Source organism: Streptomyces sp. NPDC048523, from assembly GCF_043199815.1.
In the GTDB taxonomy this organism is placed as follows: Bacteria; Actinomycetota; Actinomycetes; order Streptomycetales; family Streptomycetaceae; genus Streptomyces.
In genome coordinates, this window is record NZ_JBICWQ010000003.1 from 236,253 (window position 1) to 262,373 (window position 26,121).

37 protein-coding genes are annotated in these 26,121 nt (G+C 66.9%); 34 read left to right on the forward strand and 3 right to left on the reverse strand.

The genetic code is table 11. The annotated features are described in order from the left end of the window. Positions 1-4: 4 nt before the first annotated feature. The 3 genes from ACGFWE_RS16885 to ACGFWE_RS16895 all read right to left on the reverse strand — a co-directional run bounded on the left by ACGFWE_RS16885 (position 5) and on the right by ACGFWE_RS16895 (position 3,811). Positions 5-2,158 carry a hypothetical protein gene (locus ACGFWE_RS16885; RefSeq protein ID WP_393600331.1) on the reverse strand — a complete coding sequence of 718 codons (2,154 nt, stop codon included), beginning with the start codon at positions 2,156-2,158 and terminating at the stop codon, positions 5-7. Further along, positions 2,155-2,910 (reverse strand): hypothetical protein, encoded by a 756-nt coding sequence (locus ACGFWE_RS16890; RefSeq protein ID WP_393600332.1) that lies wholly within the window; start codon positions 2,908-2,910, stop codon positions 2,155-2,157. Before ACGFWE_RS16890 ends, ACGFWE_RS16885 begins: the two co-directional genes overlap by 4 nt. A gap of 184 nt (positions 2,911-3,094) precedes the next feature. Then, positions 3,095-3,811, reverse strand: a complete 717-nt coding sequence (locus ACGFWE_RS16895) for a Crp/Fnr family transcriptional regulator (protein WP_393600333.1) — start codon at positions 3,809-3,811, stop codon at positions 3,095-3,097. A gap of 304 nt (positions 3,812-4,115) precedes the next feature. Between ACGFWE_RS16895 and ACGFWE_RS16900 the strand changes: the two genes are divergently transcribed. The 34 genes from ACGFWE_RS16900 to rpmJ all read left to right on the forward strand — a co-directional run bounded on the left by ACGFWE_RS16900 (position 4,116) and on the right by rpmJ (position 26,103). Then, positions 4,116-4,664, forward strand: coding sequence for a DUF1707 and DUF4190 domain-containing protein (locus ACGFWE_RS16900; protein ID WP_352389243.1), 549 nt, complete (start codon positions 4,116-4,118; stop codon positions 4,662-4,664). 333 nt (positions 4,665-4,997) lie between these two features. Next, entirely contained in the window at positions 4,998-5,369 is a 372-nt protein-coding gene (rpsL, locus tag ACGFWE_RS16905) for a 30S ribosomal protein S12 (RefSeq protein ID WP_003948652.1), read from the forward strand. A 2-nt stretch (positions 5,370-5,371) separates the two neighbouring features. Continuing rightward, positions 5,372-5,842, forward strand: coding sequence for a 30S ribosomal protein S7 (gene rpsG / locus ACGFWE_RS16910; RefSeq protein ID WP_007384059.1), 471 nt, complete (start codon positions 5,372-5,374; stop codon positions 5,840-5,842). Between the two features lie 39 nt (positions 5,843-5,881). Next, positions 5,882-8,008 carry an elongation factor G gene (fusA, locus tag ACGFWE_RS16915; protein ID WP_352389242.1) on the forward strand — a complete coding sequence of 709 codons (2,127 nt, stop codon included), beginning with the start codon at positions 5,882-5,884 and terminating at the stop codon, positions 8,006-8,008. 155 nt (positions 8,009-8,163) lie between these two features. After that, the gene (tuf, locus tag ACGFWE_RS16920) at positions 8,164-9,357 is read left to right on the forward strand and encodes an elongation factor Tu (RefSeq protein WP_164423757.1); all 1,194 of its coding nucleotides are present in this window, start codon (positions 8,164-8,166) and stop codon (positions 9,355-9,357) included. A gap of 229 nt (positions 9,358-9,586) precedes the next feature. Continuing rightward, entirely contained in the window at positions 9,587-10,795 is a 1,209-nt protein-coding gene (locus tag ACGFWE_RS16925; protein WP_393600334.1) for an acyltransferase family protein, read from the forward strand. A 75-nt stretch (positions 10,796-10,870) separates the two neighbouring features. Then, entirely contained in the window at positions 10,871-11,224 is a 354-nt protein-coding gene (locus tag ACGFWE_RS16930; protein WP_352389240.1) for a hypothetical protein, read from the forward strand. Positions 11,225-11,296: 72 nt separating this feature from the next. Next, positions 11,297-12,127: a hypothetical protein gene (locus ACGFWE_RS16935; RefSeq protein WP_352389239.1), complete on the forward strand. Its 831-nt coding sequence runs from the start codon at positions 11,297-11,299 to the stop codon at positions 12,125-12,127. 493 nt (positions 12,128-12,620) lie between these two features. Next, entirely contained in the window at positions 12,621-12,929 is a 309-nt protein-coding gene (gene rpsJ / locus ACGFWE_RS16940; protein WP_003948644.1) for a 30S ribosomal protein S10, read from the forward strand. Positions 12,930-12,946: 17 nt separating this feature from the next. Then, complete coding sequence (gene rplC, locus ACGFWE_RS16945; RefSeq protein ID WP_020135811.1) at positions 12,947-13,591, forward strand: 50S ribosomal protein L3; 645 nt, start codon at positions 12,947-12,949, stop codon at positions 13,589-13,591. 5 nt (positions 13,592-13,596) lie between these two features. Then, positions 13,597-14,253 (forward strand): 50S ribosomal protein L4, encoded by a 657-nt coding sequence (gene rplD, locus ACGFWE_RS16950; protein ID WP_057607914.1) that lies wholly within the window; start codon positions 13,597-13,599, stop codon positions 14,251-14,253. Then, a complete protein-coding gene (gene rplW, locus ACGFWE_RS16955) occupies positions 14,253-14,672 on the forward strand; it encodes a 50S ribosomal protein L23 (RefSeq protein WP_352389238.1) in 420 nt (139 codons plus the stop codon). The genes rplD and rplW overlap by 1 nt, the downstream gene beginning before the upstream one ends. 38 nt (positions 14,673-14,710) lie before the next feature. After that, entirely contained in the window at positions 14,711-15,547 is an 837-nt protein-coding gene (gene rplB, locus ACGFWE_RS16960) for a 50S ribosomal protein L2 (protein ID WP_007384068.1), read from the forward strand. Between the two features lie 12 nt (positions 15,548-15,559). Beyond that, positions 15,560-15,841, forward strand: coding sequence for a 30S ribosomal protein S19 (gene rpsS / locus ACGFWE_RS16965; RefSeq protein WP_007384069.1), 282 nt, complete (start codon positions 15,560-15,562; stop codon positions 15,839-15,841). Positions 15,842-15,885: 44 nt separating this feature from the next. Then, positions 15,886-16,233 carry a 50S ribosomal protein L22 gene (gene rplV / locus ACGFWE_RS16970; protein WP_006604878.1) on the forward strand — a complete coding sequence of 116 codons (348 nt, stop codon included), beginning with the start codon at positions 15,886-15,888 and terminating at the stop codon, positions 16,231-16,233. Further along, positions 16,233-17,066 carry a 30S ribosomal protein S3 gene (gene rpsC, locus ACGFWE_RS16975; protein ID WP_352389237.1) on the forward strand — a complete coding sequence of 278 codons (834 nt, stop codon included), beginning with the start codon at positions 16,233-16,235 and terminating at the stop codon, positions 17,064-17,066. The genes rplV and rpsC overlap by 1 nt, the downstream gene beginning before the upstream one ends. Positions 17,067-17,071: 5 nt before the next feature. Next, on the forward strand, positions 17,072-17,491 hold the full coding sequence (gene rplP, locus ACGFWE_RS16980) for a 50S ribosomal protein L16 (protein WP_006140905.1): 420 nt from the start codon (positions 17,072-17,074) through the stop codon (positions 17,489-17,491). Beyond that, complete coding sequence (gene rpmC, locus ACGFWE_RS16985) at positions 17,491-17,715, forward strand: 50S ribosomal protein L29 (RefSeq protein ID WP_005481220.1); 225 nt, start codon at positions 17,491-17,493, stop codon at positions 17,713-17,715. Before rplP ends, rpmC begins: the two co-directional genes overlap by 1 nt. Next, entirely contained in the window at positions 17,715-18,002 is a 288-nt protein-coding gene (rpsQ, locus tag ACGFWE_RS16990; RefSeq protein ID WP_007384073.1) for a 30S ribosomal protein S17, read from the forward strand. The genes rpmC and rpsQ overlap by 1 nt, the downstream gene beginning before the upstream one ends. A gap of 128 nt (positions 18,003-18,130) precedes the next feature. Then, positions 18,131-18,499 (forward strand): 50S ribosomal protein L14, encoded by a 369-nt coding sequence (rplN, locus tag ACGFWE_RS16995; RefSeq protein ID WP_003998823.1) that lies wholly within the window; start codon positions 18,131-18,133, stop codon positions 18,497-18,499. A gap of 2 nt (positions 18,500-18,501) precedes the next feature. Further along, entirely contained in the window at positions 18,502-18,825 is a 324-nt protein-coding gene (rplX, locus tag ACGFWE_RS17000) for a 50S ribosomal protein L24 (protein ID WP_003992365.1), read from the forward strand. Next, a complete protein-coding gene (rplE, locus tag ACGFWE_RS17005) occupies positions 18,825-19,382 on the forward strand; it encodes a 50S ribosomal protein L5 (RefSeq protein WP_007384074.1) in 558 nt (185 codons plus the stop codon). Before rplX ends, rplE begins: the two co-directional genes overlap by 1 nt. A 5-nt stretch (positions 19,383-19,387) precedes the next feature. After that, entirely contained in the window at positions 19,388-19,573 is a 186-nt protein-coding gene (locus tag ACGFWE_RS17010) for a type Z 30S ribosomal protein S14 (RefSeq protein ID WP_003948630.1), read from the forward strand. 210 nt (positions 19,574-19,783) lie between these two features. Next, positions 19,784-20,182, forward strand: coding sequence for a 30S ribosomal protein S8 (gene rpsH / locus ACGFWE_RS17015; RefSeq protein WP_007384075.1), 399 nt, complete (start codon positions 19,784-19,786; stop codon positions 20,180-20,182). A 25-nt stretch (positions 20,183-20,207) separates the two neighbouring features. After that, complete coding sequence (gene rplF, locus ACGFWE_RS17020; protein ID WP_352389236.1) at positions 20,208-20,747, forward strand: 50S ribosomal protein L6; 540 nt, start codon at positions 20,208-20,210, stop codon at positions 20,745-20,747. A 3-nt stretch (positions 20,748-20,750) separates the two neighbouring features. Next, a complete protein-coding gene (gene rplR / locus ACGFWE_RS17025; RefSeq protein WP_352389235.1) occupies positions 20,751-21,134 on the forward strand; it encodes a 50S ribosomal protein L18 in 384 nt (127 codons plus the stop codon). 36 nt (positions 21,135-21,170) lie between these two features. After that, positions 21,171-21,779, forward strand: coding sequence for a 30S ribosomal protein S5 (gene rpsE / locus ACGFWE_RS17030; protein WP_007384078.1), 609 nt, complete (start codon positions 21,171-21,173; stop codon positions 21,777-21,779). Next, complete coding sequence (gene rpmD / locus ACGFWE_RS17035; protein ID WP_005481207.1) at positions 21,779-21,961, forward strand: 50S ribosomal protein L30; 183 nt, start codon at positions 21,779-21,781, stop codon at positions 21,959-21,961. The genes rpsE and rpmD overlap by 1 nt, the downstream gene beginning before the upstream one ends. Positions 21,962-21,963: 2 nt before the next feature. Beyond that, entirely contained in the window at positions 21,964-22,419 is a 456-nt protein-coding gene (rplO, locus tag ACGFWE_RS17040) for a 50S ribosomal protein L15 (RefSeq protein ID WP_007384079.1), read from the forward strand. A gap of 175 nt (positions 22,420-22,594) precedes the next feature. Next, positions 22,595-23,908 carry a preprotein translocase subunit SecY gene (gene secY, locus ACGFWE_RS17045; protein WP_352389234.1) on the forward strand — a complete coding sequence of 438 codons (1,314 nt, stop codon included), beginning with the start codon at positions 22,595-22,597 and terminating at the stop codon, positions 23,906-23,908. Further along, positions 23,908-24,570, forward strand: a complete 663-nt coding sequence (locus ACGFWE_RS17050; RefSeq protein WP_057607909.1) for an adenylate kinase — start codon at positions 23,908-23,910, stop codon at positions 24,568-24,570. The genes secY and ACGFWE_RS17050 overlap by 1 nt, the downstream gene beginning before the upstream one ends. 148 nt (positions 24,571-24,718) lie before the next feature. Continuing rightward, complete coding sequence (gene map, locus ACGFWE_RS17055) at positions 24,719-25,555, forward strand: type I methionyl aminopeptidase (protein WP_393600335.1); 837 nt, start codon at positions 24,719-24,721, stop codon at positions 25,553-25,555. A gap of 153 nt (positions 25,556-25,708) precedes the next feature. Next, positions 25,709-25,930: a translation initiation factor IF-1 gene (gene infA, locus ACGFWE_RS17060; protein ID WP_003948620.1), complete on the forward strand. Its 222-nt coding sequence runs from the start codon at positions 25,709-25,711 to the stop codon at positions 25,928-25,930. Between the two features lie 59 nt (positions 25,931-25,989). Next, a complete protein-coding gene (gene rpmJ / locus ACGFWE_RS17065) occupies positions 25,990-26,103 on the forward strand; it encodes a 50S ribosomal protein L36 (protein ID WP_003998809.1) in 114 nt (37 codons plus the stop codon). Positions 26,104-26,121 lie beyond the last annotated feature (18 nt).

Here is a 26,121-nt window from a genome sequence, read left to right on the forward strand (position 1 = left end):
GGGCTCAGGGAGCGGAGATGCGTGCCAGCAGCCGTTCGGCTGCCGGGGAGCCGCTCTTGTCGGCGTCGCGGACGGTTCGCAGCAGGTGGCTCACGCGGCTGTGGTTGGCGGGTGTCGTGACGAGAGCGGGGAGCAGCGAGGTGAGGGCCGCCTCGGACTCCGGGTCGCGGTCGGCGGCCCGCACCCAGCCGCGCAGGATGCGCAGCGCCTTCGTCGTGCGGGCCCGGTCGGCCAGCGCCTCCTGCCAGAACGAGATCAGGTGCTGGGCGTCGGTGTCATCGATCGCCGCCGCGGCCTGGGCGTACCAGTCGAGGACGAGCGGACGGTCGTTGTGCTCGTCGGACTGCTCGCAGGCCTGGAGGAAGGCGAGCAGCGCGTACTCACGGACCGCGCGGTCGCCGGTGAGGTGTTCGGCGAGTGCCCTCAGGACGGGCCGGCGTACCGCGAGGAGCAGCAGTTCGAGGGCGTCCGCGAACTGGATGGCCTCCTCCTTCACGAACTCCGCGTAGGCCTCGGCCTCGTCCTCGTCGCCCTCCAGGTCCTGTTGCCTGCGCTGCCCCCGGATGGCCTCCAGCAGGGCGTTCAGGGCGTGTTCGTAGTGCACGGGACCGAGCAGGCCGTAGGCGCGCACGGCCGTCCAGCGGCGGCCCTCGAAGCCGTCGTAGTCGCCGGTGCACCAGTCGTGCAGGATGCGGAAGACGGCGGGAACGTCCAGGAGCTGGGCCATGGTGAGGGCGTTGGCCGCCGTCAGCCAGGAGTTGAACTCCTCCTCGTCCGCCCAGGGTTCGATGAGCAGGGCCATGGCCGAGGACAGGTCGGCGGTCGCGAGCAGGGCGGTGGCCGAGGCCGCCCGGGTCCTGACCAGGGGGCGGCCGTCGTCGGCGAGTTCCTGGATCCACTCGACGAGGGCCGGCCGGGCGGACGGGTGGAGGTTCCACACATCCTTCAGCAGGAGCTGGGCCATGCGCTCGTCCCGGAAGGCCGCGAAGTACTGGCCCACGAGCGGCCCCCACCCGGTGGCCTCGGTGTCGATGTAGCCGCGGGCGTGGGCGAGGCGCAGCCGTTCCTCACGCGAGCCGCCGAAAACCGGGATCTCGGCTGGCTTGTGGGGGTTGGACGTCCGCTGGAGCCGTATGTAGAGCAGGTCGGCGAGTTCGGCGGTCACCGCGTACGGCGCTCTGTCGAACACGGCGAGGGCGATCAGGAAGGCCTTTTCGTGCAGCGGGGTCGGGCGGTTGTCGTCGCCGAGCCAGCGGGAGACCTGGGTGGTCGCGGCCTGCTCGCCGTGGGCGGCGAGTTTCTCCTCGTCGATCTCGTCGCGGTGGAAGGCGACGATCAGCCGCGCGAACTCCTCGATCCCGTCCGGTTGCTGCTGCCGCGCCAAGAACTCCGTTATCGGCGTGCGCCCGCACAGCTCGGCCCACGCGGCCTCCCCGGTGTGCCGAACGACATGGGAGCGCAGCATGTCCTCGGCGGCGGGAGGTTCCCAGCGCACGAACGGGACGTCCTCCAGAGCCGCCGACGGTTCGACCGTGATCACCAGATAGCCGCCGGTATGCTCCAACCGCTCGCGCAGGCCCAGCAGATGGGGCTCGCGCAGGGGACGGCTGCGACTGGTGGCCAGGTTCAGCAGGACGTATCCGGCCCCGTCGGCCAGCTGCTCCAGGAGGGCTGCGAGCGAGGCGGGCGGGTCAAGGTTGCGAACCCGCTCGGCCCGCAGCCGGGTCAGCAGCATGAGGGCCGCCGAACGCCGGCCGGTGTCGCGTCCACCGGCCAGGATCACCACTCGGTCGGTGCGCAGCCGGGCCAGCGCCTCGTCGAAGCTCGGGCAGGCGTGGAAGACGTACGACAACTCCTCGATCTGCTCCCGGCGGATCTCTCCGGAGAGGTGTTCCGAACGCTCCGGCCGTGCGCCGAAGTGGTAGTTCACATCGCCTTTGACGGTGCCGCCGGTGATGCCGAACAGGTCGCGCTCGACGCCGGTGCGGGCCAGCGGCATGACGAACGCGGGGCCGTGGTCGATCAGGCTCCGGCGGGCGTCCCAGGCCTTCTGTCGCTGCTGTTCCTGTTCGGCGGACTCGTCCTGCTTCTTCTGCTTGTCCGGGTCGGCTCCGTCGGTCGGGGCCGCCGGGCCGGCGGCCGTGTCGTCCTGGTTCATCGGCCTTCACCTCGCCGGGCGGAGCCGAAGTCGTAGTTCAGGTCGCGGGAGGTGCCGCCACTGGGGCCGTAATGGTCGCCGCCGACGTGGGTCTCGTTGTGCTGGGAGGAGGGGGCACCAGGTGCGGGGGAGCCGGTGCCGGTCGCGGCGGTCGGGTCCGTCGTATCCGACGCGGGCGGGCCGTGGAGCCAGGCGACCGTGGGGCCCTCCTTCGTGTCCAGGGTGATGCGGTGGAAGTCCTCCGGGCGTACGCCCAGCGGGCCGTCGGACACGACTCCCTGATAGATGGCGTCGGACGCGCACAGCACGCAGTCGTCACCGCGGGCCTTCAGTGCGTCCTTCAGCGGGTCGGAGTCCAGCAGCCGTACGGCGTGGTTGAGGTCCCGGCCGACCCAGCCGCCGAGCTCGTCCACGGCGACGTAACCGGCGGAGAGCACCATGCGCAGGCGCATCCGGGTGCTTTCGGCGATCAGCCGGTTCTTGCCGTGCAGCAGCGCGGGCGTCTCGGACAGCAGGGTCTTGGTGAGCGCCGACACGGAGATCCGGGTGTCGATGAGCTCCATGACGGAGTCACCGCGGTCGGCGCGCAGCCGGGAGGTCTCGTCGACGCCGGCGGCCAGGAGGGTGGCGTCGACGACGTCGTAGAGCATGCGGCGCAGATACGCCTGCTCCACGTTGTCGCGCCTGCCGAACCGCTCGATGTCGAACAGCAGGATGGTGCGGTACACGGGGTCGGTCGTGCGCTGGGTCATGGCTGCCTCTCGCGAGTGGGACTGGTGCCCAGCACGATGGCCGCCCCCGGGACGTTCGGCGGAGGGACGATGACACGGAGCGACTGTGACCGTGTGCACAGACAGCGCGCGCCCGTGCCCGTACGGCCGGGAGCCCCTCATACGGGCAGGCGGCCCCCGGTACGGGCAGCGGGTTCCCGCACGGTCAGCCGGCGCTCCCCCCGACGATGCGGCGCAGCACATCGGGACGGAGCACGACGATGCGGCGGCGATCGGTGATGACGACCTCGCGGCCGCGGAGGTCCTTGAGGAGCCGGGCCACCGCCTCGCGTGAGGAGCCGACCGAGCCCGCGAACTCCTGCTGGCTGAGACCGATGGTCAGTTCGATGCCCTCGTCCGTGTGCTTGCCGTGGGTCCGCACGAGTTCGAGCAGCAGGACGGCCAACCGCTCACGCACGGTCAGGGCGGCCCATTCCAGCCTGCGGCGGTCCGTCGAACGCTGCCGGTCGGTGGCGAGGCCCAGCAGTTGGAGGGCCACCCGGGCGTTGGCGGAGAGGAACGCGGTGAAACGGCTCTCCTCCACGACCACCGCGCCGACCGGTTCCAGGGCGGTGACCGTCGCCGAGCGCAGCCGCCTGCTGAGGGCGGCGCCCTCGCCGACTATGTCGCCCGGGCCGCGGAGGGCGAGCAGAGCCTCGTAGCCGTTGACGGCGTTCACCGTGACCTTGGTCCAGCCGTGCAGGAGAAGCAGCACATGGGTGGACGGTTCGTTCTGGCGCATGACGACCCCGCGTGCCGGATAGTTCAGCGGGCGGCCGATGGCGAGCAGGGCGACCCGGTCCTCCTTCTCCAGACGGGCGAGAAACGGCACCTTGTCGTCGAAACCGTCGTCGTCCCACGTGTGCGTGTGCCCCCCGGCCATATCTCCCGCCCCCTCGTTCACCTGCACGGACGCCGTTGATTCCGCAACCAGTCAACGTACTTGAAGTGGCGGTTCGGGAAACGGGCGACAATCGGCCGCCGTGGCCGACGCGCCGTAGGTCGTCGTAGGGGCCGGTGCTGTTGGGCGTTTCCCGCTGGAGATGCGGGAACCTGTCCCGGTATCGCAGCGTTGGAGCATCATGGAGGCATTCGACCGCCCAGGGGGTGCTCCTGTGTCGCAACCGTCATGGCAACCGTGGCAGGGCAAGGACGAGTCGCCGTCAGGGCCGGGAAGAGCCGGCCCTGTGGCGGGTCCCTGGTCCGGCGCGGGCGCCCCTGTGGCCCGTCCCTGGCCCCCGTATGCCGCCCCGCAGCCCGTCGCCTCCGCCATGCTCGCCTCCCACGCCGACCGTGAGCGGGCCGTCGATGTGCTGCGGGCCGGGTACGGCGAGGGGCGGCTGGAGAAGGGCGAGTTCGACAAGCGGGTGGAGCGGGCCTACGGCGCGCGGACCGTCGGAGAGCTGGCGCTGCTGGTGTCCGACCTGCCGCTGGGGCCGATGCCGCAGTCTGCGCCCGTCATGGCCGTACCGCGGACGTTCCTGCCCGCCCCGCGGCCGCGGGCCAACGGGAAGGCGGTCGGGGCCGCGGTGTGCGGGCTGCTGTGCGTGCCGACGTTCGGGTTCACCGGGATTCCGGCGGTGATCCTCGGACACGCGGCGCGGGCGGAGATGGAGCGGACCGGAGAGGGCGGTGACGGGCTCGCACTGACCGGGCTCGTGTTCGGCTGGCTGTCGATCGCCGCGTGGTCGGTCGTGATGACGCTGCTGATCGCGGTGGGCCTCGCCTCCGGGTGAGCACCGCGAGAAGACGCCGCTCGTGCGTGTGCACCATGTGAAATCGAAGATCATCCACGGCGTAGGGGCTTGACACCGGCCGCAGTGAGAGGTTGCGCTCGTCCATCTGTTTTGACCGCAGCGAATCAGCTGGGTACGCTCAGACCTTGTGCCTGGGGTGTGCCCTGGCTCCCGTGCGTGCCTTCAACCGCATAGGGGGAGTCGTAAGCGGCCACCGTAATCTGCGCCCTTTTCGCCTTGCGGCGGGAGTCCGCGGCTTCGACACACCCGACCGCGTGGGTCGGCGATGTTCCAGGTTAGCTTCACACTCGGCACACAGAAACCGGAGAAGTAGTGCCTACGATCCAGCAGCTGGTCCGGAAGGGCCGGCAGGACAAGGTCGAGAAGAACAAGACGCCCGCGCTCGAGGGTTCGCCCCAGCGCCGTGGCGTCTGCACGCGCGTGTTCACGACCACCCCGAAGAAGCCGAACTCGGCCCTGCGTAAGGTCGCGCGTGTGCGTCTGACCAGCGGGATCGAGGTCACTGCTTACATTCCGGGTGAGGGACACAACCTGCAGGAGCACTCCATCGTGCTCGTGCGCGGCGGCCGTGTGAAGGACCTGCCCGGTGTTCGCTACAAGATCATCCGCGGTTCGCTCGACACCCAGGGTGTCAAGAACCGCAAGCAGGCCCGCAGCCGCTACGGCGCCAAGAAGGAGAAGTAAGAATGCCTCGTAAGGGCCCCGCCCCGAAGCGCCCGGTCATCATCGACCCGGTCTACGGTTCTCCTCTTGTCACCTCCCTGATCAACAAGGTGCTGCTGAACGGCAAGCGCTCCACCGCCGAGCGCATCGTGTACGGCGCCATGGAGGGCCTGCGCGAGAAGACCAGCAACGACCCGGTCATCACGCTGAAGCGCGCGCTGGAGAACATCAAGCCCACGCTTGAGGTCAAGTCCCGCCGTGTCGGTGGCGCCACCTACCAGGTGCCGGTCGAGGTCAAGCCCGGCCGCGCCAACACGCTGGCGCTGCGCTGGCTGGTCGGTTACTCCCGCGCCCGTCGCGAGAAGACCATGACCGAGCGTCTGCTCAACGAGCTTCTCGACGCTTCGAACGGCCTCGGTGCGGCCGTCAAGAAGCGCGAGGACACCCACAAGATGGCCGAGTCCAACAAGGCCTTCGCGCACTACCGCTGGTAGTCGCAGACCCCATCGAGACCGAGAGAAGACTGAAGCCTTATGGCTACCACTTCACTTGACCTGGCCAAGGTCCGCAACATCGGGATCATGGCCCACATCGACGCGGGCAAGACGACCACCACCGAGCGGATCCTCTTCTACACCGGCGTCAGCTACAAGATCGGTGAGGTCCACGACGGCGCCGCCACCATGGACTGGATGGAGCAGGAGCAGGAGCGTGGCATCACGATCACCTCTGCTGCCACCACCTGTCACTGGCCGCTCGAGGACGACGACTACACGATCAACATCATCGACACCCCCGGGCACGTCGACTTCACGGTCGAGGTGGAGCGTTCGCTCCGCGTCCTCGACGGTGCCGTCACGGTGTTCGACGGTGTCGCGGGTGTCGAGCCGCAGTCCGAGACGGTGTGGCGTCAGGCCGACCGTTACGGCGTGCCGCGCATCTGCTTCGTGAACAAGCTGGACCGTACCGGCGCCGAGTTCCACCGCTGTGTGGACATGATCTCGGACCGTCTGGGCGCCGTCCCGCTCGTCATGCAGCTGCCGATCGGCGCCGAGATGGACTTCAAGGGCGTTGTGGACCTGGTCCGCATGAAGGCGCTCGTGTGGTCCGCCGAGGCGGCGAAGGGCGAGATGTACGACGTCGTCGACATCCCGGCCACGCACACCGAGGCTGCCGAGGAGTACCGCGGCAAGCTGGTCGAGGCCGTCGCGGAGAACGACGACGAGATCATGGAGCTGTTCCTGGAGGGCCAGGAGCCCACCGAGGAGCAGCTGTACGCCGCGATCCGTCGTATCACCATCGCGTCCGGCAAGTCCGACGGCGTCACCGTCACCCCGGTGTTCTGCGGCACCGCGTTCAAGAACAAGGGCGTCCAGCCCCTGCTCGACGCGGTCGTGCGCTACCTGCCGACCCCGCTCGACGTCGAGGCCATCGAGGGCCACGACGTGAAGGACCCCGAGCTGGTCGTCAAGCGCAAGCCGTCCGACGACGAGCCGCTGTCCGCGCTGGCGTTCAAGATCATGAGCGACCCGCACCTGGGCAAGCTCACCTTCGTCCGGATCTACTCCGGTCGCCTGGAGTCCGGCTCCGCGGTGCTGAACTCCGTCAAGGGCAAGAAGGAGCGCATCGGCAAGATCTACCGCATGCACGCGAACAAGCGTGAGGAGATCGAGTCGGTGGGCGCCGGCGACATCGTCGCCGTCATGGGCCTCAAGCAGACCACCACCGGTGAGACGCTGAGCGACGACAAGAACCCGGTCATCCTGGAGTCCATGGACTTCCCGGCGCCGGTGATCCAGGTCGCCATCGAGCCCAAGTCCAAGGGTGACCAGGAGAAGCTGGGTGTCGCCATCCAGCGTCTCGCGGAGGAGGACCCCTCCTTCCAGGTCCACTCGGACGAGGAGACCGGCCAGACCATCATCGGTGGTATGGGCGAGCTGCACCTCGAGGTGCTGGTCGACCGTATGCGCCGTGAGTTCAAGGTCGAGGCCAACGTCGGCAAGCCGCAGGTCGCCTACCGTGAGACGATCCGCAAGGCCGTCGAGCGCGTCGACTACACGCACAAGAAGCAGACTGGTGGAACCGGCCAGTTCGCCAAGGTGCAGATCGCGATCGAGCCGATCGAGAGCGGCGACGCCTCGTACGAGTTCGTGAACAAGGTGACCGGTGGCCGTATCCCGAAGGAGTACATCCCTTCGGTGGACGCCGGTGCGCAGGAGGCCATGCAGTTCGGCATCCTCGCCGGGTACGAGATGACGGGCGTTCGCGTCACGCTTCTCGACGGCGCCTACCACGAGGTCGACTCCTCCGAGCTCGCGTTCAAGATCGCCGGCTCGCAGGCCTTCAAGGAGGCCGCGCGCAAGGCAAGCCCCGTGCTGCTCGAGCCGATGATGGCCGTTGAGGTCACCACGCCCGAGGACTACATGGGTGAGGTCATCGGCGACATCAACTCCCGCCGTGGTCAGATCCAGGCCATGGAGGAGCGGGCCGGTGCCCGCGTCGTGAAGGGCCTCGTGCCCCTCTCGGAGATGTTCGGCTACGTCGGAGACCTCCGCAGCAAGACGTCGGGTCGCGCAAGCTACTCGATGCAGTTCGACTCCTACGCCGAGGTTCCGCGGAACGTCGCCGAGGAGATCATCGCGAAGGCCAAGGGCGAGTAACGCACCGCGTTCGCACGCTTTAGGCTTGACTCCGGAGCCCGGAGGGGCATTCACCCGCATTTGCGGGGGGAGTGCCCCCGGGCCGAGGCTTTCCAGCAAAGATCACCTGGCGCCGATGAAGCAAGGCGTTCAGAACCACTCCACAGGAGGACCCCGTGGCGAAGGCGAAGTTCGAGCGGACTAAGCCCCACGTCAACATCGGCACCATCGGTCACATCGACCACGGTAAGACGACCCTTACGGCCGCCATTACCAAGGTGCTGCACGACGCGTACCCGGACCTGAACGAGGCCTCGGCCTTCGACCAGATCGACAAGGCTCCCGAGGAGCGCCAGCGCGGTATCACCATCTCCATCGCGCACGTCGAGTACCAGACCGAGACGCGTCACTACGCCCACGTCGACTGCCCCGGTCACGCGGACTACATCAAGAACATGATCACGGGTGCGGCGCAGATGGACGGCGCCATCCTCGTGGTCGCCGCCACCGACGGCCCGATGCCGCAGACCAAGGAGCACGTGCTCCTGGCCCGCCAGGTCGGCGTCCCCTACATCGTCGTCGCCCTGAACAAGGCCGACATGGTGGACGACGAGGAGATCCTGGAGCTCGTCGAGCTCGAGGTTCGCGAGCTGCTCTCCGAGTACGAGTTCCCGGGCGACGACCTTCCGGTCGTCAAGGTCTCGGCGCTCAAGGCCCTTGAGGGCGACAAGGAGTGGGGCCAGACCGTCCTCGACCTGATGAAGGCCGTCGACGAGTCGATCCCGCAGCCCGAGCGTGACGTCGACAAGCCGTTCCTGATGCCGATCGAGGACGTCTTCACGATCACCGGTCGTGGCACCGTCGTCACCGGTCGTATCGAGCGTGGTGTCCTCAAGGTCAACGAGACCGTCGACATCATCGGCATCAAGACCGAGAAGACCACCACCACGGTCACCGGCATCGAGATGTTCCGCAAGCTGCTCGACGAGGGTCAGGCGGGCGAGAACGTCGGTCTGCTCCTCCGTGGCATCAAGCGCGAGGACGTCGAGCGCGGCCAGGTCATCATCAAGCCGGGTTCGGTCACGCCGCACACCCAGTTCGAGGCCCAGGCCTACATCCTGTCCAAGGACGAGGGTGGCCGCCACACGCCGTTCTTCAACAACTACCGTCCGCAGTTCTACTTCCGGACGACGGACGTGACCGGCGTGGTGACCCTCCCCGAGGGCACCGAGATGGTCATGCCGGGTGACAACACCGAGATGAAGGTGGAGCTCATCCAGCCCGTCGCCATGGAAGAGGGCCTGAAGTTCGCCATCCGTGAGGGTGGCCGGACGGTCGGCGCCGGCCAGGTCACCAAGATCACTGCCTGATCTTGGCCCGGTCGGGTCTCTGACCCGGTAGGTCTCTGAGGGGGCCCGTACGACTTCGGTCGTACGGGCCCTTTCGCATGGTTGCCGCACACCTCGCCGCAGCGCTTCACAGAGTTCCCTCGGACTTCATCTGACGTCCCCGCGACCGCGGTTGTGCGGGTCGTAGCCTGAGGCGTCCGGTGGCCGCTTCCGGCCCGGGATTCCCTCGCGAGGACGGACGGACACGCAGGTGTCGATGCAGGACGCGGAGAGCAGAAGGCCGATACCGCGCCGGGTCGTCAGCGGCCTGCAGCAGCCGCTTCCGCCGCTCACCGTGCCCGTCCAGCCGGGCCGGCCCGCGCACACCGCCCGGCACCCCGTCGTACGCGACCGCGCTGGCCGCCGGCTGTACGCCATCGACGGCATCCGGCTCCTCGCCGCCCTGTTGGTCGCCGTGCACCACTACGCCGGCACCCGCCGCGTCGACCAGCCGGGCAACCGCGTCTGGGACCGCCCGGTCTCCGACGTCATGCCGACGGTCTTCCGGTTCGCCTCCTACGGCTGGATCGGCGTCGAGATCTTCTTCGTGATCAGCGGCTTCGTGATCTGCATGTCCTGCTGGGGCCGTACCCCCCGCCAGTTCTTCACGTCACGGGTGATCCGGCTGTACCCGGCGTACTGGTTCGCCATCGTCTTCACCACGGCCGTCCTGGTCGCCCTGCCCGGCGTGTGGGACCGCCTGCGCACCCGGGACGTACTCCTCAACTTCACGATGCTGCAGTCCGGTTCGGGCGTGACGAACGTCGACGGCGTCTACTGGACCCTCTGGTCGGAGCTGCGCTTCTACCTTCTCTTCCTGGTGGTCGTGCGGAGCGGCCTGACCTACCGCAAGGTCGTCGTCTTCTGCTGCGTGTGGGGCGCCGCGGCCATGCTCGCCCCGATCTCGAAGCTCCCCCTGCTGGAACTGGTCGCCAACCCGGAGGGCGCCTGGTACTTCATCGCGGGCCTCTCCCTCTACCTGATGCACCGCTTCGGGCAGGACCTGCTGCTGTGGGGCATCCTCGCGATGGCCTGGCTGATGGGCCAGCGCGAACTGGGCATCAGGATCGACGAGGTCGAGCATGTGTCGGGCTGGCGGGGGAGCGTGGCGATCTTCACCGTGTTCCTGCTCGCCATGGTCGCCATCGCCCTGGGCGCCACAGACCGCATCCGCTGGAGGTGGCTGGTGACGGCGGGCGCGCTGACGTATCCGCTGTACCTGACGCACTACGCGGCCGGTACGACGGTCATCAACCGCCTGCGCGACACCATGGAAGCCCGTCTGCTGGTCGTCTGCGTCATCGCCGGGTTCCTGCTGCTGAGCTGGCTGGTGCACCGGTTCGTGGAGCGGCCGGTGGCACGGCTGCTGAAGCGGGGGCTGGACACGTCGTTCGCACGCCTCAGGAACGCCGGCGCCTGAATCCCGTACGACGGCCCGGCCATCTGAGTACGAACGCTCATGCGACCGCACCCGCTCGGGGGCTGTGATGGACCCATGCCGGACCTCACGCTCGACGACGACCGCGCGAACGGCGCCTGGGTCGCCCCGCTGCTCTCGACACTCCTCACCGTGCCCGCGTGTCTGCTCGCCTACGTCTTCGGCGGCCTCTCCGCTATGGCCTGCGACTCCTGCACGGCCCCCGAGGCCGACCGCTTCGAGTCGAGCTTCGGCATCGCCTTCCCGGTGCTGCTGGGGGGCCTGGGCACCGCCCTGTTCCTGCTGGCCGCCGGATGGGCCCTGCCATGGGAACGCCGCAACACGGCACGCCGGACGGGCCTCACACTGGCGGCACCGGCGCTGGTGCCGGTCGTGTACGTCGTGTTCGCGGCGCTGGTGGACTGGCCGTAGCCCAAGCGAACGTCATGATCAGGTCATGGGATAGTCTGCGCGGTTTCTGTCCCGCACCACGAAAGAGGTGGCATGACCACTGGCAGACGCGCGGCCACCGGGATCGCGCTCGCGGGGGCCCTGGCCCTCACGCTCCTGAACGCCCCGGCGGCCCAGGCCCAGGACACCGGCATCACGGTGTCCGACATCGTGATCAACAAGGGCAAGCCGATCGTGGTCGGCACGACCAAGCCGGTCGAGCCGTCCATCACCTTCAAGATCACCCTGCCGTCCGGGTACAGCACGAGCGACCCGTTCCGGTACGACGCGTTCCCCTTCCTCTACCGGGGAGCCCTGCCGCAGGACCTGGCCGGTTCCATGGACCACTACATCGGCCCCGGCGGCTACACCTGCTACGAGCAGAGCGACAAGAAGGCCGAGTGCGAGGGGTCCCTGTACATCGACCCCCACCCGAGCCGTGACGAGGTCGACTCCAACAGTGATGCCACCACCTGGAAGACCGGCGTGTCCCTGCTCCTGTTCAAGGCCAACGGCAACCTCGCGGCCCACGAGCGCGAGACCCGGTCCCTGACCGTCCGGCTCAAGCGGGCGGCGAAGGTCACGGTGAACGCCTCGCCGGAGCCGGTCGTCAAGGGCAGGAAGATCACCGTCACCGGCAAGCTCACCCGCGCGGACTGGGCGACCAAGAAGTACGGGGCCTACGGCGGCCGTTCGGTCACCCTGCAGTTCCGTGAGACGGGCACCAGCTCCTTCGTCACGGTGAAGAAGGTCACGTCGAGCAGCACCGGAGCTCTGAAGACGACGGTCACCGCCTCGAAGGACGGGACCTGGCGCTGGTCGTACGGGGGCAACGACACGACGGGCGCCGCGACCAGCGGCGGGGACCACGTCGACGTGCGCTGAACCGACTTCCGCAAGCGGCAGGCCGCGCCCCGACTCGCCAGCGGGCGCGGCCTGTTGTCCGTACGGGCGCCGGAGGCTCGTAGTGTGACCCGTGTGCCGCTGTGAAGAGGACTCGTGTTTGACCTGCGTCACTCTCGGGGTAAGGTCTCCGGCTCGATTGGCCAGGCCCCTGCCCCGTATGGCAGACTAGCGGGGTTGCTCGGTCGAGTGTTGATGCTGCGCGCCTCCCGCCGGGAGGACCGGAAGCGAGTCCCACAGTACTCGTCGTTCCAACTGCCGTAAGGCAGCGCTGGGGCGGACGTACGGGAATCTTTCGGGAAGTGTCAGTGCGGCGCCGACCAGGCACCCGGTGAACTTCTTTCTCAGGCAAAAGATGTTCGGACAAGGGACATCTGTGTCAGTGAGAGTGCGACACACCCGACCGCGTGGGTCGGAGAAGGTCAAGGGAACACCGGGTTCCAGAGCTGTAGAGAGACAGGACTAACGAGTAGCCATGGCGGGACAGAAGATCCGCATCCGGCTCAAGGCCTACGACCACGAGGTCATCGACAGCTCGGCGAAGAAGATCGTCGAGACGGTGACGCGTACTGGTGCGTCGGTCGCGGGCCCGGTGCCGCTGCCCACTGAGAAGAACGTGTACTGCGTCATCAAGTCGCCGCACAAGTACAAGGACTCTCGCGAGCACTTCGAGATGCGCACGCACAAGCGTCTGATCGACATCCTCGACCCGACCCCCAAGACCGTTGACTCTCTGATGCGACTCGACCTCCCGGCCGGTGTCGACATCGAGATCAAGCTCTGAGGCCGGTGATCTGAAAGATGGCTAAGCAGATCAAGGGCATCCTGGGCGAGAAGCTCGGCATGACGCAGGTGTGGGACGAGAACAACCGTGTTGTTCCGGTCACCGTCGTCAAGGCCGGCCCCAATGTCGTGACCCAGGTCCGTACGAACGATGTCGACGGCTACGAGTCCGTCCAGATCGCGTTCGGCGAGATCGACCCGCGCAAGGTGAACAAGCCCCTCAAGGGCCACTTCGCCAAGGCCGACGTCACTCCCCGCCGCCACCTCGTCGAGATCCGTACCGCTGACGCCAGCGAGTACACCCTCGGCCAGGAGATCACCGCTGAGGTGTTCGAGGCCGGCATCAAGGTAGACGTGACCGGCAAGAGCAAGGGCAAGGGCTTCGCCGGTGTCATGAAGCGTCACAACTTCAAGGGCCTCGGCGCCGGTCACGGCACCCAGCGCAAGCACCGCTCTCCCGGTTCCATCGGTGGCTGCGCCACCCCGGGCCGCGTGTTCAAGGGCCTCCGCATGGCGGGTCGTATGGGCAACGAGCGGGTCACCACCCAGAACCTGACCGTTCACGCCGTTGACGCGGAGAAGGGCCTGCTGCTCATCAAGGGCGCGGTTCCTGGTCCGAACGGCGGCCTCGTCCTGGTCCGCACCGCGGCCAAGGGGGCCTGAGGACTATGAGCACCATTGACATTCTGTCGCCCTCCGGCGACACCGCCGGGACCGTAGAGCTCCCGGCCGAGATCTTCGACGTCGAGAAGATCAGCATCCCGCTGCTTCACCAGGTCGTCGTCGCGCAGCTGGCCGCCGCCCGTCAGGGCACGCACAAGGTCAAGCGTCGTGGCGAGGTCCGTGGTGGCGGCAAGAAGCCGTACCGCCAGAAGGGCACCGGCCGCGCCCGTCAGGGTTCGACCCGTGCGCCGCAGTTCGCCGGCGGTGGCGTCGTCCACGGCCCCACGCCGCGTGACTACTCGCAGCGGACCCCGAAGAAGATGAAGGCCGCGGCCCTGCGCCACGCCCTCACCGACCGGGCCCGCAACAACCGCATCCACGTCGTCTCCGGCGTCATCGAGGGCGAGTCGCCTTCGACGAAGGCCGCGAAGACGCTCTTCGGCAAGATCAGCGAGCGCAAGAACCTGCTGCTCGTGATCGACCGTGCCGACGAGGCCGCGTGGCTGTCCGCCCGCAACCTGCCCCAGGTGCACATCCTGGAGCCGGGCCAGCTGAACACGTACGACGTTCTCGTCTCGGACGACGTGGTCTTCACCCAGGCCGCTTTCGAGTCCTTCGTGTCTGGCCCCAAGGCCGCTGACACCGAAGGGAGCGAAGCCTGATGGCTACGCGTCACCCGAGCATTGCCTCGAAGGCCGCCAAGGCCAAGAAGGTCGCGCGCGTCGCCAAGGCGCGCCGCCACGAGGCCGAGGGCAAGAACACCGTCGTCACGCCGGCGAGCAAGGCCTTCACGGACCACCGTGACGTCCTGCTGAAGCCGGTCGTGTCCGAGAAGAGCTACGCGCTTCTCGACGAGGGCAAGTACACGTTCATCGTGGCTCCCGGCGCCAACAAGACCCAGATCAAGCAGGCCGTCCAGGCGGTCTTCTCGGTCAAGGTCACCGGGGTGAACACGATCAACCGCCAGGGCAAGCGCAAGCGGACCCGCACCGGCTTCGGCAAGCGTGCCGACAGCAAGCGCGCGATCGTGACCCTTGCCGAGGGCGACCGTATCGACATCTTCGGCGGTCCGTCCGCGTAAGCGGGTCGGATCGTCCGATATCGGACGAGGACTGAGAAATGGGAATCCGCAAGTACAAGCCGACTACGCCGGGCCGTCGTGGCTCCAGCGTCGCCGACTTCGTCGAGGTCACGCGGTCCACGCCGGAGAAGTCGCTGGTCCGCCCGCTGCACAGCAAGGGCGGCCGTAACAACGCCGGTCGTGTGACCGTTCGCCACCAGGGTGGCGGACACAAGCGCGCCTACCGAGTGATCGACTTCCGTCGTCACGACAAGGACGGCGTGCCGGCGAAGGTCGCGCACATCGAGTACGACCCCAACCGCACCGCGCGCATCGCGCTGCTGCACTACGCGGACGGCGAGAAGCGCTACATCCTCGCCCCGCGCAACCTGCAGCAGGGTGACCGCGTCGAGAACGGTCCCGGGGCCGACATCAAGCCGGGCAACAACCTGGCGCTCCGCAACATCCCGGTCGGTACCACGATCCACGCGATCGAGCTCCGTCCCGGTGGCGGCGCCAAGTTCGCCCGCTCCGCCGGTGCCTCCGTGCAGCTGCTGGCGAAGGAGGGCACCATGGCCCACCTTCGTATGCCCTCCGGTGAGATCCGCCTGGTCGACCAGCGCTGCCGCGCCACGGTCGGCGAGGTCGGCAACGCCGAGCAGAGCAACATCAACTGGGGTAAGGCCGGCCGCAAGCGCTGGCTGGGCGTCCGCCCGACCGTTCGCGGTGTGGCGATGAACCCGGTTGACCACCCCCACGGTGGTGGTGAGGGCAAGACCTCCGGTGGTCGCCACCCGGTCAGCCCCTGGGGTCAGAAGGAGGGTCGTACTCGTTCGCCGAAGAAGGCTTCGAACAAGTACATCGTCCGCCGCCGCAAGACGAACAAGAAGCGCTAGGAGCGGGTTTAGATGCCGCGCAGTCTCAAGAAGGGGCCCTTCGTCGACGACCACCTCATCAAGAAGGTGGACGCCCAGAACGAAGCCGGTTCCAAGAACGTCATCAAGACCTGGTCCCGTCGCTCGATGATCGTCCCGGCCATGCTCGGCCACACGATCGCGGTGCACAACGGCAAGACCCACATCCCGGTGTTCGTCACCGAGTCGATGGTCGGCCACAAGCTCGGCGAGTTCTCGCCGACGCGCACCTTCCGGGGTCACGTCAAGGACGACCGGAAGTCGAAGCGCCGCTAAACGCGGATCGCATTCAGACACGTAAGTAACTGAGAGGGACAACCATGGAAGCCAGGGCCCAGGCGCGGTACATCCGCGTTACGCCCATGAAGGCCCGCCGCGTGGTGGACCTTATCCGTGGCATGGACGCCACGGAGGCTCAGGCGGTCCTGCGATTCGCTCCGCAGGCCGCCTCCGTGCCCGTCGGCAAGGTGCTCGACAGCGCCATCGCCAACGCCGCACACAACTACGACCACACCGACGCCGGCAGCCTCGTCATCTCCGAGGCGTACGTCGACGAGGGTCCGACCCTGAAGCGGTTCCGGCCGCGCGCCCAGGGCCGTGCCTACCGGATCCGCAAGCGGACCAGCCACATCACCGTGGTCGTCAGCAGCAAGGAAGGAACCCGGTAATGGGCCAGAAGGTTAACCCGCATGGGTTCCGGCTCGGCATCACCACGGACTTCAAGTCCCGTTGGTACGCCGACAAGCTGTACAAGGACTACGTCAAGGAAGACGTCGCCATCCGTCGGATGATGACGTCCGGCATGGAGCGCGCCGGCATCTCGAAGGTGGAGATCGAGCGCACCCGTGACCGTGTGCGTGTGGACATCCACACCGCTCGTCCGGGCATCGTCATCGGCCGCCGTGGCGCCGAGGCCGACCGCATCCGCGGTGACCTCGAGAAGCTCACGGGCAAGCAGGTCCAGCTGAACATCCTCGAGGTCAAGAACCCCGAGACCGACGCTCAGCTGGTTGCCCAGGCCGTCGCCGAGCAGCTCTCCTCCCGCGTCTCCTTCCGCCGCGCCATGCGTAAGAGCATGCAGTCGGCGATGAAGGCCGGCGCCAAGGGCATCAAGATCCAGTGCGGCGGCCGCCTCGGCGGCGCCGAGATGTCCCGCTCGGAGTTCTACCGCGAGGGCCGCGTGCCCCTGCACACGCTCCGCGCGAACGTGGACTACGGCTTCTTCGAGGCCAAGACGACCTTCGGCCGCATCGGTGTGAAGGTCTGGATCTACAAGGGCGATGTCAAGAACATCGCCGAGGTCCGCGCCGAGAACGCTGCTGCCCGCGCCGGCAACCGCCCGGCCCGTGGTGGCGGCGGCGCCGACCGCCCGGCCCGTGGTGGCCGTGGTGGCGAGCGCGGCGGTCGCGGTCGTAAGCCGCAGACGGCTCCCGCTGCCGAGGCCCCCAAGGCCGAGGCTCCGGCTGCCGCTCCGGCTGAGAGCACCGGAACGGAGGCCTGACCGACATGCTGATCCCCCGTAGGGTCAAGCACCGCAAGCAGCACCACCCGAAGCGCCGTGGTCAGGCCAAGGGCGGTACGACGGTCTCGTTCGGCGAGTACGGCATTCAGGCCCTCACGCCGGCGTACGTGACCAACCGTCAGATCGAGGCGGCCCGTATCGCCATGACCCGCCACATCAAGCGTGGCGGCAAGGTCTGGATCAACATCTACCCGGACCGCCCGCTCACGAAGAAGCCTGCCGAGACCCGCATGGGTTCCGGTAAGGGTTCGCCGGAGTGGTGGATCGCGAACGTGCACCCGGGCCGGGTCATGTTCGAGCTGTCCTACCCCAACGAGAAGATCGCCCGTGAGGCCCTGACTCGCGCAGCCCACAAGCTGCCGATGAAGTGCCGGATCGTCAAGCGCGAGGCAGGTGAAGCGTGATGTCGGCCGGTACCAAGGCGTCCGAGCTGCGCGAACTGGGTGACGAGGAGCTTCTCAACAAGCTCCGCGAAGCCAAGGAAGAGCTGTTCAACCTCCGCTTCCAGGCGGCGACGGGTCAGCTCGAGAACCACGGTCGGCTCAAGGCCGTCCGTAAGGACATCGCGCGGATCTACACCCTGATGCGTGAGCGCGAGCTGGGCATCGAGACGGTGGAGAGCGCCTGATGAGTGAGAGCAACGTGACTGAGCAGACTGCAGAGGCCCGCGGCTTCCGCAAGACCCGTGAGGGTCTCGTCGTCAGCGACAAGATGGACAAGACCGTCGTCGTCGCCGTCGAGGACCGCGTCAAGCACGCGCTGTACGGCAAGGTCATCCGCCGTACCAACAAGCTCAAGGCGCACGACGAGCAGAACGCTGCCGGAGTCGGCGACCGGGTACTCCTCGCGGAGACCCGCCCGCTGTCGGCGACCAAGCGCTGGCGCGTCGTCGAGATCCTCGAGAAGGCCAAGTAGGTAATTCCCGCAAGGGAATTCCAAACAAGTACGCCTGCGGGGATCATCCCGCAGGACAGTTCCGCCAGGCTCCGGGAGCCGCTCGCTGAGCGGCTCCCGGGGAACCGGCAGACAAACAGGAGATAGACGTGATCCAGCAGGAGTCGCGACTGCGTGTCGCCGACAACACTGGTGCGAAGGAAATCCTTTGCATCCGTGTGCTCGGTGGCTCCGGTCGCCGCTACGCGGGCATCGGTGACGTCATTGTCGCCACCGTCAAGGACGCGATCCCCGGTGGCAACGTGAAGAAGGGTGACGTCGTCAAGGCGGTCATCGTTCGCACCGTCAAGGAGCGCCGCCGTCCGGACGGCTCGTACATCCGCTTCGACGAGAACGCCGCCGTCATTCTGAAGAACGACGGCGACCCTCGCGGCACCCGTATCTTCGGCCCCGTCGGCCGTGAGCTGCGCGAGAAGAAGTTCATGAAGATCATCTCGCTCGCGCCGGAGGTGCTGTAAGCATGAAGATCAAGAAGGGCGACCTGGTCCAGGTCATCACCGGTAAGGACAAGGGCAAGCAGGGCAAGGTCATCGCGGCCTTCCCCCGCGAGGACCGTGTCCTGGTCGAGGGTGTCAACCGGGTCAAGAAGCACACCAAGGCCGGCCCGACCGCTCGCGGTTCGCAGGCCGGTGGCATCGTCACGACCGAGGCGCCGATCCACGTCTCCAACGTCCAGCTGGTCGTTGAGAAGGACGGCAACAAGGTCGTCACGCGTGTCGGTTACCGCTTCGACGACGAGGGCAACAAGATCCGCGTTGCCAAGCGGACGGGTGAGGACATCTGATGGCTACCACCACGACTCCGCGTCTCAAGACGAAGTACCGCGAGGAGATCGCGGGCAAGCTGCGTGACGAGTTCAAGTACGAGAACGTCATGCAGATCCCCGGCCTCGTCAAGATCGTGGTCAACATGGGTGTGGGCGACGCCGCCCGCGACTCCAAGCTGATCGACGGCGCGATTCGCGACCTCACCACGATCACCGGTCAGAAGCCGGCCGTCACCAAGGCCCGTAAGTCCATCGCGCAGTTCAAGCTGCGTGAGGGCCAGCCGATCGGTGCCCACGTCACACTTCGTGGCGACCGCATGTGGGAGTTCCTGGACCGCACCCTGTCGCTCGCGCTGCCGCGCATCCGCGACTTCCGTGGTCTGTCCCCCAAGCAGTTCGACGGCCGTGGCAACTACACCTTCGGTCTCACGGAGCAGGTCATGTTCCACGAGATCGACCAGGACAAGATCGACCGTACCCGGGGCATGGACATCACCGTGGTCACCACGGCGACCAACGACGCTGAGGGCCGCGCGCTCCTTCGTCACCTCGGCTTCCCGTTCAAGGAGGCGTGAGCGAGATGGCGAAGAAGGCTCTGATTGCCAAGGCTGCTCGCAAGCCCAAGTTCGGTGTGCGTGGCTACACCCGCTGCCAGCGCTGCGGCCGTCCGCACTCCGTGTACCGCAAGTTCGGCCTGTGCCGCGTGTGCCTTCGTGAGATGGCTCACCGTGGCGAGCTGCCGGGCGTGACCAAGAGCTCCTGGTAGTCCCGTACTTCGGGACTGCAGGAACTCTCGGTAAGTAAAGGGCAGTGTCAGGTGCCCACCCCTTCATGGCTTAGGCTAGAAGGGTTGGGCGCCTGGACGCCCATACGACTTACTACGCCGTAGGTCCACCGCACCGCACCCGCCTCGTCTCGGATCGAGGAGAGGGATGGGCACCTGGAAACCCCGGCGAGAGAGGCCGAAGGCCAATTCATGACCATGACTGATCCGATCGCAGACATGCTTACGCGTCTGCGGAACGCGAACTCGGCGTACCACGACTCCGTGACGATGCCGGCGTCCAAGATCAAGTCTCACATCGCGGAGATCCTCCAGCAGGAGGGCTTCATCACGGGCTGGAAGGTCGAGGACGCCGAGGTCGGCAAGAACCTCGTTCTCGAGCTGAAGTTCGGCCCGAACCGTGAGCGCTCCATTGCGGGCATCAAGCGGATCTCCAAGCCCGGTCTCCGGGTTTACGCGAAGTCCACCAACCTGCCGAAGGTGCTGGGCGGCCTGGGCGTGGCGATCATCTCCACGTCGCACGGGCTCCTCACCGACAAGCAGGCCGGCAAGAAGGGCGTAGGCGGAGAAGTTCTCGCCTACGTCTGGTAGCGGAAAGGAATCGGAGGAAAAAGCTATGTCGCGTATTGGCAAGCTCCCCATCACGGTTCCCGCCGGCGTGGACGTCACCATCGACGGCCAGACGGTCTCGGTCAAGGGCCCCAAGGGCGAGTTGACCCACACCGTCGTGGCGCCGATCGAGATCGCCAAGGGTGAGGACGGCGTTCTGAACGTCACCCGCCCCAACGACGAGCGTCAGAGCAAGGCCCTGCACGGCCTGTCCCGCACGCTGGTGGCGAACATGATCACCGGCGTGACCCAGGGTTACGTGAAGAAGCTCGAGATCAGCGGAGTCGGTTACCGCGTTCAGGCCAAGGGATCGAACCTCGAGTTCGCTCTGGGCTACAGCCACCCGATCACCGTCGAGGCCCCCGAGGGCATCACCTTCAAGGTGGAGGCCCCCACCCGGTTCTCGGTCGAGGGCATCGACAAGCAGAAGGTCGGCGAGGTTGCGGCCAACATCCGCAAGCTGCGCAAGCCTGACCCGTACAAGGCCAAGGGCGTCAAGTACGAGGGCGAAGTCATCCGCCGCAAGGTCGGAAAGGCGGGTAAGTAAGCCATGGCATACGGACAGAAGATCCTGAAGGGCGACGCCTACAAGCGCGCCGCGATCAAGCGCCGTCACATCCGGATCCGCAAGCGGCTCTCCGGTACGGCGGAGCGTCCCCGTCTGGTCGTTACCCGCTCCAACCGCCACATCGTGGCCCAGGTGATCGACGACATCAAGGGTCACACCCTGGCGTCGGCGTCCACCCTGGACACCACGGTCCGCGGTGGCGAGGGCGACAAGTCCGCGCAGGCCAAGCAGGTCGGCGCCCTGGTCGCCGAGCGCGCGAAGGCGGCCGGTGTCGAAGCAGTCGTGTTCGACCGTGGTGGCAACCAGTACGCCGGGCGCATCGCCGCCCTGGCGGACGCCGCCCGCGAAGCCGGGCTCAAGTTCTGAGCCGCTCGTAGCTAGCGGAAAGAGAGAGGTAATCCAATGGCTGGACCCCAGCGCCGCGGTGGCGGTGCCGGTGGCGGCGAGCGGCGGGACCGTAAGGGTCGTGACGGTGGCGCAGCTGCCGCCGAGAAGACTGCTTACGTTGAGCGCGTTGTCGCGATCAACCGCGTCGCCAAGGTTGTGAAGGGTGGTCGTCGCTTCAGCTTCACTGCGCTCGTCGTAGTGGGCGACGGTGACGGCACCGTGGGTGTCGGTTACGGCAAGGCCAAGGAGGTGCCGGCCGCCATCGCCAAGGGTGTTGAGGAGGCCAAGAAGCACTTCTTCAAGGTCCCCCGTATCCAGGGCACCATCCCGCACCCGATCACGGGTGAGAAGGCGGCGGGCGTCGTCCTGCTCAAGCCGGCGTCCCCCGGTACCGGCGTTATCGCCGGTGGCCCGGTGCGTGCCGTGCTCGAGTGCGCCGGCGTTCACGACATCCTGTCGAAGTCGCTCGGTTCGTCGAACGCGATCAACATCGTGCACGCCACCGTGGCGGCCCTGAAGGGCCTGCAGCGTCCCGAGGAGATCGCGGCTCGCCGCGGTCTGCCCCTCGAGGACGTCGCTCCCGCGGCTCTGCTGCGTGCGCGTGCCGGGGCTGGTGCTGCGTAATGGCTCAGCTCAAGATCACGCAGACGAAGTCGTACATCGGCAGCAAGCAGAACCACCGTGACACCCTGCGTTCCCTTGGTCTCAAGGGCATCAACACGCAGGTCGTCAAGGAGGATCGTCCCGAGTTCCGCGGCATGGTGCACACCGTCCGCCACCTCGTGACGGTCGAGGAGGTCGACTGATCATGGCGGAGAACAACCCGCTCAAGATCCACAACCTCCGTCCCGCCCCGGGCGCCAAGACCGCCAAGACCCGTGTGGGTCGTGGTGAGGCGTCGAAGGGTAAGACGGCCGGTCGTGGTACCAAGGGTACGAAGGCCCGTTACCAGGTTCCGGAGCGCTTCGAGGGTGGCCAGATGCCCCTCCACATGCGTCTTCCGAAGCTGAAGGGCTTCAAGAACCCGTTCAAGACCGAGTTCCAGGTCGTGAACCTCGACAAGCTGGGCGCGCTGTACCCCGAGGGTGGCGAGGTCACCGTCGAGGACCTCGTGGCCAAGGGTGCCGTTCGCAAGAACAGCCTCGTCAAGGTCCTCGGCCAGGGCGAGATCTCCGTGGCGCTGCAGGTGACGGTCGACGCCGTCTCCGGCTCCGCCAAGGAAAAGATCACCGCCGCCGGCGGCACGGTCACCGAGCTCGTCTGAGCACGATGACCTGAAGCAGTACCCACCGGGGATACCTCACAACGAGGTATCCCCGGTTGGTCGTTCCACGGCAGGCGGCGGCCCGGGTAAGGTGGCCTGCACTGCTTTCTCTCATATTCGTGAACCTCAAGACCGTCACCCTTGACGCAGTAGCGCGGGGGTCGCAGGAGGCACCGTGCTCACCGCGTTCGCCCGGGCGTTCAAGACGCCCGACCTGCGCAAGAAGCTGCTCTTCACGCTCGCCATCATCGTGGTGTACCGCGTGGGTACCCACATCCCGATCCCTGGCGTCGACTACAAGTCTGTCCAGGAATGCGTGGACCAGGCGTCCGGCAACCAGGGACTCTTCGGTCTGGTCAACATGTTCAGCGGTGGCGCGCTGCTGCAGATCACGATCTTCGCGCTCGGCATCATGCCGTACATCACGGCGAGCATCATTCTGCAGCTGCTGACCGTGGTGATCCCACGCCTGGAAGCCCTCAAGAAGGAGGGCCAGGCCGGTACGGCGAAGATCACGCAGTACACCCGTTACCTCACGGTGGCGCTCGCCATCCTGCAGGGCACGGGCCTGGTGGCCACCGCCCGCAGCGGCGCCCTCTTCTCCGGCTGCACCGTCGCGTCGAGCATCGTCCCGGACCGCGCCATCTTCAGCACCATCGTCATGGTCATCACGATGACCGCCGGTACGGCCGTCGTCATGTGGCTCGGTGAGCTCATCACCGACCGCGGCATCGGCAACGGCATGTCGATCCTGATGTTCATCTCGATCGCCGCCACCTTCCCGTCCGCGCTCTGGGCCATCAAGAAGCAGGGCACCCTGGCCGGCGGCTGGATCGAGTTCGGCACCGTCATCGCGGTCGGCCTGGTCATGGTCGGTCTGGTGGTCTTCGTCGAGCAGGCGCAGCGCCGCATTCCGGTGCAGTACGCGAAGCGCATGATCGGCCGCCGTTCCTACGGTGGTACGTCGACGTACATCCCGCTGAAGGTCAACCAGGCCGGTGTGATTCCGGTCATCTTCGCGTCGTCGCTGCTCTACATCCCGGCGCTGGTGGCGCAGTTCTCGAGCGGTACGTCGAGCTGGAAGACCTGGATCGAGGCCAACCTCACCAAGGGCGACCACCCGATTTACATCAGCATGTACTTCTTGCTCATCGTTTTCTTCGCGTTCTTCTATGTGGCGATCTCCTTCAACCCCGAGGAAGTCGCCGACAACATGAAGAAGTATGGTGGCTTCATCCCGGGCATCCGGGCTGGCCGACCGACCGCTGAGTACCTGTCGTACGTACTCAACCGGATCACCTGGCCGGGTTCGCTGTACTTGGGTCTGATCGCACTCGTACCGACGATGGCGTTGGTTGGCTTCGGGGCAAGCCAGAACTTCCCGTTCGGTGGGACAAGCATCCTGATCATCGTGGGTGTGGGTCTCGAGACGGTGAAGCAGATCGAGAGCCAGCTCCAGCAGCGCAATTACGAAGGGTTCCTCCGCTGATGCGTATCGTCCTCGTCGGGCCGCCGGGCGCCGGTAAGGGAACGCAGGCCGCGTTCCTCGCCCAGAACCTGTCGATCCCGCACATCTCCACGGGCGACCTGTTCCGCGCCAACATCAGCCGGCAGACGGACCTCGGCAAACTCGCGAAGTCCTACATGGACGCGGGCAACCTGGTTCCGGACGAGGTCACCATCGGCATGGCCAAGGACCGCATGGAGCAGCCGGACGCCGAGAACGGCTTCCTGCTCGACGGCTTCCCGCGGAACGTCTCGCAGGCCGAGTCGCTCGACGAGATGCTGCAGCACGAGGGCATGAAGCTGGACGCGGTGCTGGACCTCGAAGTACCCGAGGAGGAGGTCGTCAAGCGCATCGCCGGCCGCCGCATCTGCCGCAACGACTCGGCGCACGTCTTCCACGTGTCGTACAAGGCGCCGAAGCAGGACGGCGTCTGTGACGTCTGCGGCGGCGAGCTGTACCAGCGTGACGACGACTCCGAGGAGACGGTCCGCAAGCGCCTGGAGGTCTACCACACCCAGACCGAGCCGATCATCGACTACTACAAGGCCCAGGGCCTGGTGGTCACGATCTCGGCGCTCGGCAAGGTGGAGGACGTCACCGGCCGTGCCATGGAGGCGCTCCAGCACGAGGGCGACGCCGCGTAAGCGGTCTTCCCCAGCGGTTTTTCGCGTACGACAGCCGCGGTTCCCTTCCCAGGGGGCCGCGGCTGCTGTGTGGGTGCACGTATCGTTGAAGACGCCTTGTCGAAGGCACCCCCGCAGGTTCCCCCGGTTTCAGAGAGGCTTCCGCCGCATGGTGCAGATCAAGACCCCCGAGCAGATCGCCAAGATGCGCGAGGCGGGGCTGGTCGTCGCCGCCATTCACGCGGCGACCCGAGACGCCGCGGTGCCCGGGGCCACGACCAGGGATCTCGACCAGGTCGCGCGCAAGGTCCTCGCGGAGCACGACGCCAAGCCGAACTTCCTCGGCTACGGCGGCTTCCCGGCGACGATCTGCACCTCCGTGAACGAGGTCGTCGTCCACGGCATCCCGTCCGACGAGGTCGTCCTCAAGGACGGCGACATCATCTCCATCGACTGCGGCGCGATCATCGACGGCTGGCACGGCGACGCGGCCTACACGGCCTTCGTGGGCTCGGGCCACGCCCCGGAGCTCCTGGAGCTCTCGCGGGTGACCGAGGAGTCCATGTGGGCCGGCATCGCGGCGATGAAGCAGGGCAACCGGCTCGTCGACGTCTCCCGGGCCATCGAGACGTACATCCGCCGCCAGCCGAAGCCGGGCGGCGGCCGCTACGGGATCATCGAGGACTACGGCGGCCACGGCATCGGCACCGAGATGCACATGGACCCGCACCTGCTGAACTACGTCGACCGGCGCCGGGGCAAGGGGCCGAAGCTGGTCACCGGGTTCTGCCTGGCGATCGAGCCGATGGTGTCCCTGGGCACACCGAAGACGGAGGTCCTGTCGGACGACTGGACGGTCATCACGACGGACGGCACATGGTCCTCCCACTGGGAGCACTCGGTGGCGCTGACGGACGAGGGACCGCTGGTCCTGACGGCTCCCGACGGGGGCAGGGCGAAGCTCGCGGAGCACGGCGTCACGGCCGCTCCCGACCCGCTCGCTTAACGATCTCCGTTCCGGGGCATCCTTCCTCGATTCGTGTTTCGGAGTGGCCTGACGTAGACTGACTCGTCGGCTCTCGTGCACCCGCATGTCCGCATGCGCCCATCAGGGAAGTGCAGGGGAACCGATCAAGGTAGTCGATTCGAAGGGCGAAGCGTGGCCAAGAAGCAAGGTGCCATCGAGATCGAGGGCACTGTCGTCGAGTCTCTTCCGAACGCCATGTTCAAGGTCGAGCTCCAGAACGGCCACCAGGTCCTGGCTCACATCAGCGGCAAGATGCGTATGCACTACATCCGTATCCTCCCTGACGACCGGGTCGTGGTGGAGTTGTCTCCGTACGACCTGACACGTGGCCGGATCGTCTACCGGTACAAGTAGATCTTGCCCGCATCCCGCTGCGGCGGGGTGGTGGCACTGACCCGGAGAACCTCAATCCCATGAAGGTCAAGCCGAGCGTCAAGAAGATCTGCGACAAGTGCAGGGTGATCCGCCGTCACGGCCGGGTCATGGTCATTTGCGAGAACCCGCGCCACAAGCAGCGCCAGGGCTGACGCAGGACCGAACCCTCT

Bases quoted from the DNA above. Each gene is read 5' to 3' on its own strand.
- ACGFWE_RS16885 (WP_393600331.1), bottom strand. From the start codon at position 2,158: ATGAACCAGGACGACACGGCCGCCGGCCCGGCGGCCCCGACCGACGGA.
- ACGFWE_RS16890 (WP_393600332.1), bottom strand. From the start codon at position 2,910: ATGACCCAGCGCACGACCGACCCCGTGTACCGCACCATCCTGCTGTTC.
- ACGFWE_RS16895 (WP_393600333.1), bottom strand. From the start codon at position 3,811: ATGGCCGGGGGGCACACGCACACGTGGGACGACGACGGTTTCGACGAC.
- rpsG (WP_007384059.1), top strand. From the start codon at position 5,372: ATGCCTCGTAAGGGCCCCGCCCCGAAGCGCCCGGTCATCATCGACCCG.
- fusA (WP_352389242.1), top strand. From the start codon at position 5,882: ATGGCTACCACTTCACTTGACCTGGCCAAGGTCCGCAACATCGGGATC.
- ACGFWE_RS16930 (WP_352389240.1), top strand. From the start codon at position 10,871: ATGCCGGACCTCACGCTCGACGACGACCGCGCGAACGGCGCCTGGGTC.
- ACGFWE_RS16935 (WP_352389239.1), top strand. From the start codon at position 11,297: ATGACCACTGGCAGACGCGCGGCCACCGGGATCGCGCTCGCGGGGGCC.
- rpsJ (WP_003948644.1), top strand. From the start codon at position 12,621: ATGGCGGGACAGAAGATCCGCATCCGGCTCAAGGCCTACGACCACGAG.
- rplC (WP_020135811.1), top strand. From the start codon at position 12,947: ATGGCTAAGCAGATCAAGGGCATCCTGGGCGAGAAGCTCGGCATGACG.
- rplD (WP_057607914.1), top strand. From the start codon at position 13,597: ATGAGCACCATTGACATTCTGTCGCCCTCCGGCGACACCGCCGGGACC.
- rplW (WP_352389238.1), top strand. From the start codon at position 14,253: ATGGCTACGCGTCACCCGAGCATTGCCTCGAAGGCCGCCAAGGCCAAG.
- rplB (WP_007384068.1), top strand. From the start codon at position 14,711: ATGGGAATCCGCAAGTACAAGCCGACTACGCCGGGCCGTCGTGGCTCC.
- rpsS (WP_007384069.1), top strand. From the start codon at position 15,560: ATGCCGCGCAGTCTCAAGAAGGGGCCCTTCGTCGACGACCACCTCATC.
- rplV (WP_006604878.1), top strand. From the start codon at position 15,886: ATGGAAGCCAGGGCCCAGGCGCGGTACATCCGCGTTACGCCCATGAAG.
- rpsC (WP_352389237.1), top strand. From the start codon at position 16,233: ATGGGCCAGAAGGTTAACCCGCATGGGTTCCGGCTCGGCATCACCACG.
- rplP (WP_006140905.1), top strand. From the start codon at position 17,072: ATGCTGATCCCCCGTAGGGTCAAGCACCGCAAGCAGCACCACCCGAAG.
- rpmC (WP_005481220.1), top strand. From the start codon at position 17,491: ATGTCGGCCGGTACCAAGGCGTCCGAGCTGCGCGAACTGGGTGACGAG.
- rpsQ (WP_007384073.1), top strand. From the start codon at position 17,715: ATGAGTGAGAGCAACGTGACTGAGCAGACTGCAGAGGCCCGCGGCTTC.
- rplX (WP_003992365.1), top strand. From the start codon at position 18,502: ATGAAGATCAAGAAGGGCGACCTGGTCCAGGTCATCACCGGTAAGGAC.
- rplE (WP_007384074.1), top strand. From the start codon at position 18,825: ATGGCTACCACCACGACTCCGCGTCTCAAGACGAAGTACCGCGAGGAG.
- ACGFWE_RS17010 (WP_003948630.1), top strand. From the start codon at position 19,388: ATGGCGAAGAAGGCTCTGATTGCCAAGGCTGCTCGCAAGCCCAAGTTC.
- rpsH (WP_007384075.1), top strand. From the start codon at position 19,784: ATGACCATGACTGATCCGATCGCAGACATGCTTACGCGTCTGCGGAAC.
- rplF (WP_352389236.1), top strand. From the start codon at position 20,208: ATGTCGCGTATTGGCAAGCTCCCCATCACGGTTCCCGCCGGCGTGGAC.
- rplR (WP_352389235.1), top strand. From the start codon at position 20,751: ATGGCATACGGACAGAAGATCCTGAAGGGCGACGCCTACAAGCGCGCC.
- rpsE (WP_007384078.1), top strand. From the start codon at position 21,171: ATGGCTGGACCCCAGCGCCGCGGTGGCGGTGCCGGTGGCGGCGAGCGG.
- rpmD (WP_005481207.1), top strand. From the start codon at position 21,779: ATGGCTCAGCTCAAGATCACGCAGACGAAGTCGTACATCGGCAGCAAG.
- rplO (WP_007384079.1), top strand. From the start codon at position 21,964: ATGGCGGAGAACAACCCGCTCAAGATCCACAACCTCCGTCCCGCCCCG.
- ACGFWE_RS17050 (WP_057607909.1), top strand. From the start codon at position 23,908: ATGCGTATCGTCCTCGTCGGGCCGCCGGGCGCCGGTAAGGGAACGCAG.
- map (WP_393600335.1), top strand. From the start codon at position 24,719: ATGGTGCAGATCAAGACCCCCGAGCAGATCGCCAAGATGCGCGAGGCG.
- rpmJ (WP_003998809.1), top strand. From the start codon at position 25,990: ATGAAGGTCAAGCCGAGCGTCAAGAAGATCTGCGACAAGTGCAGGGTG.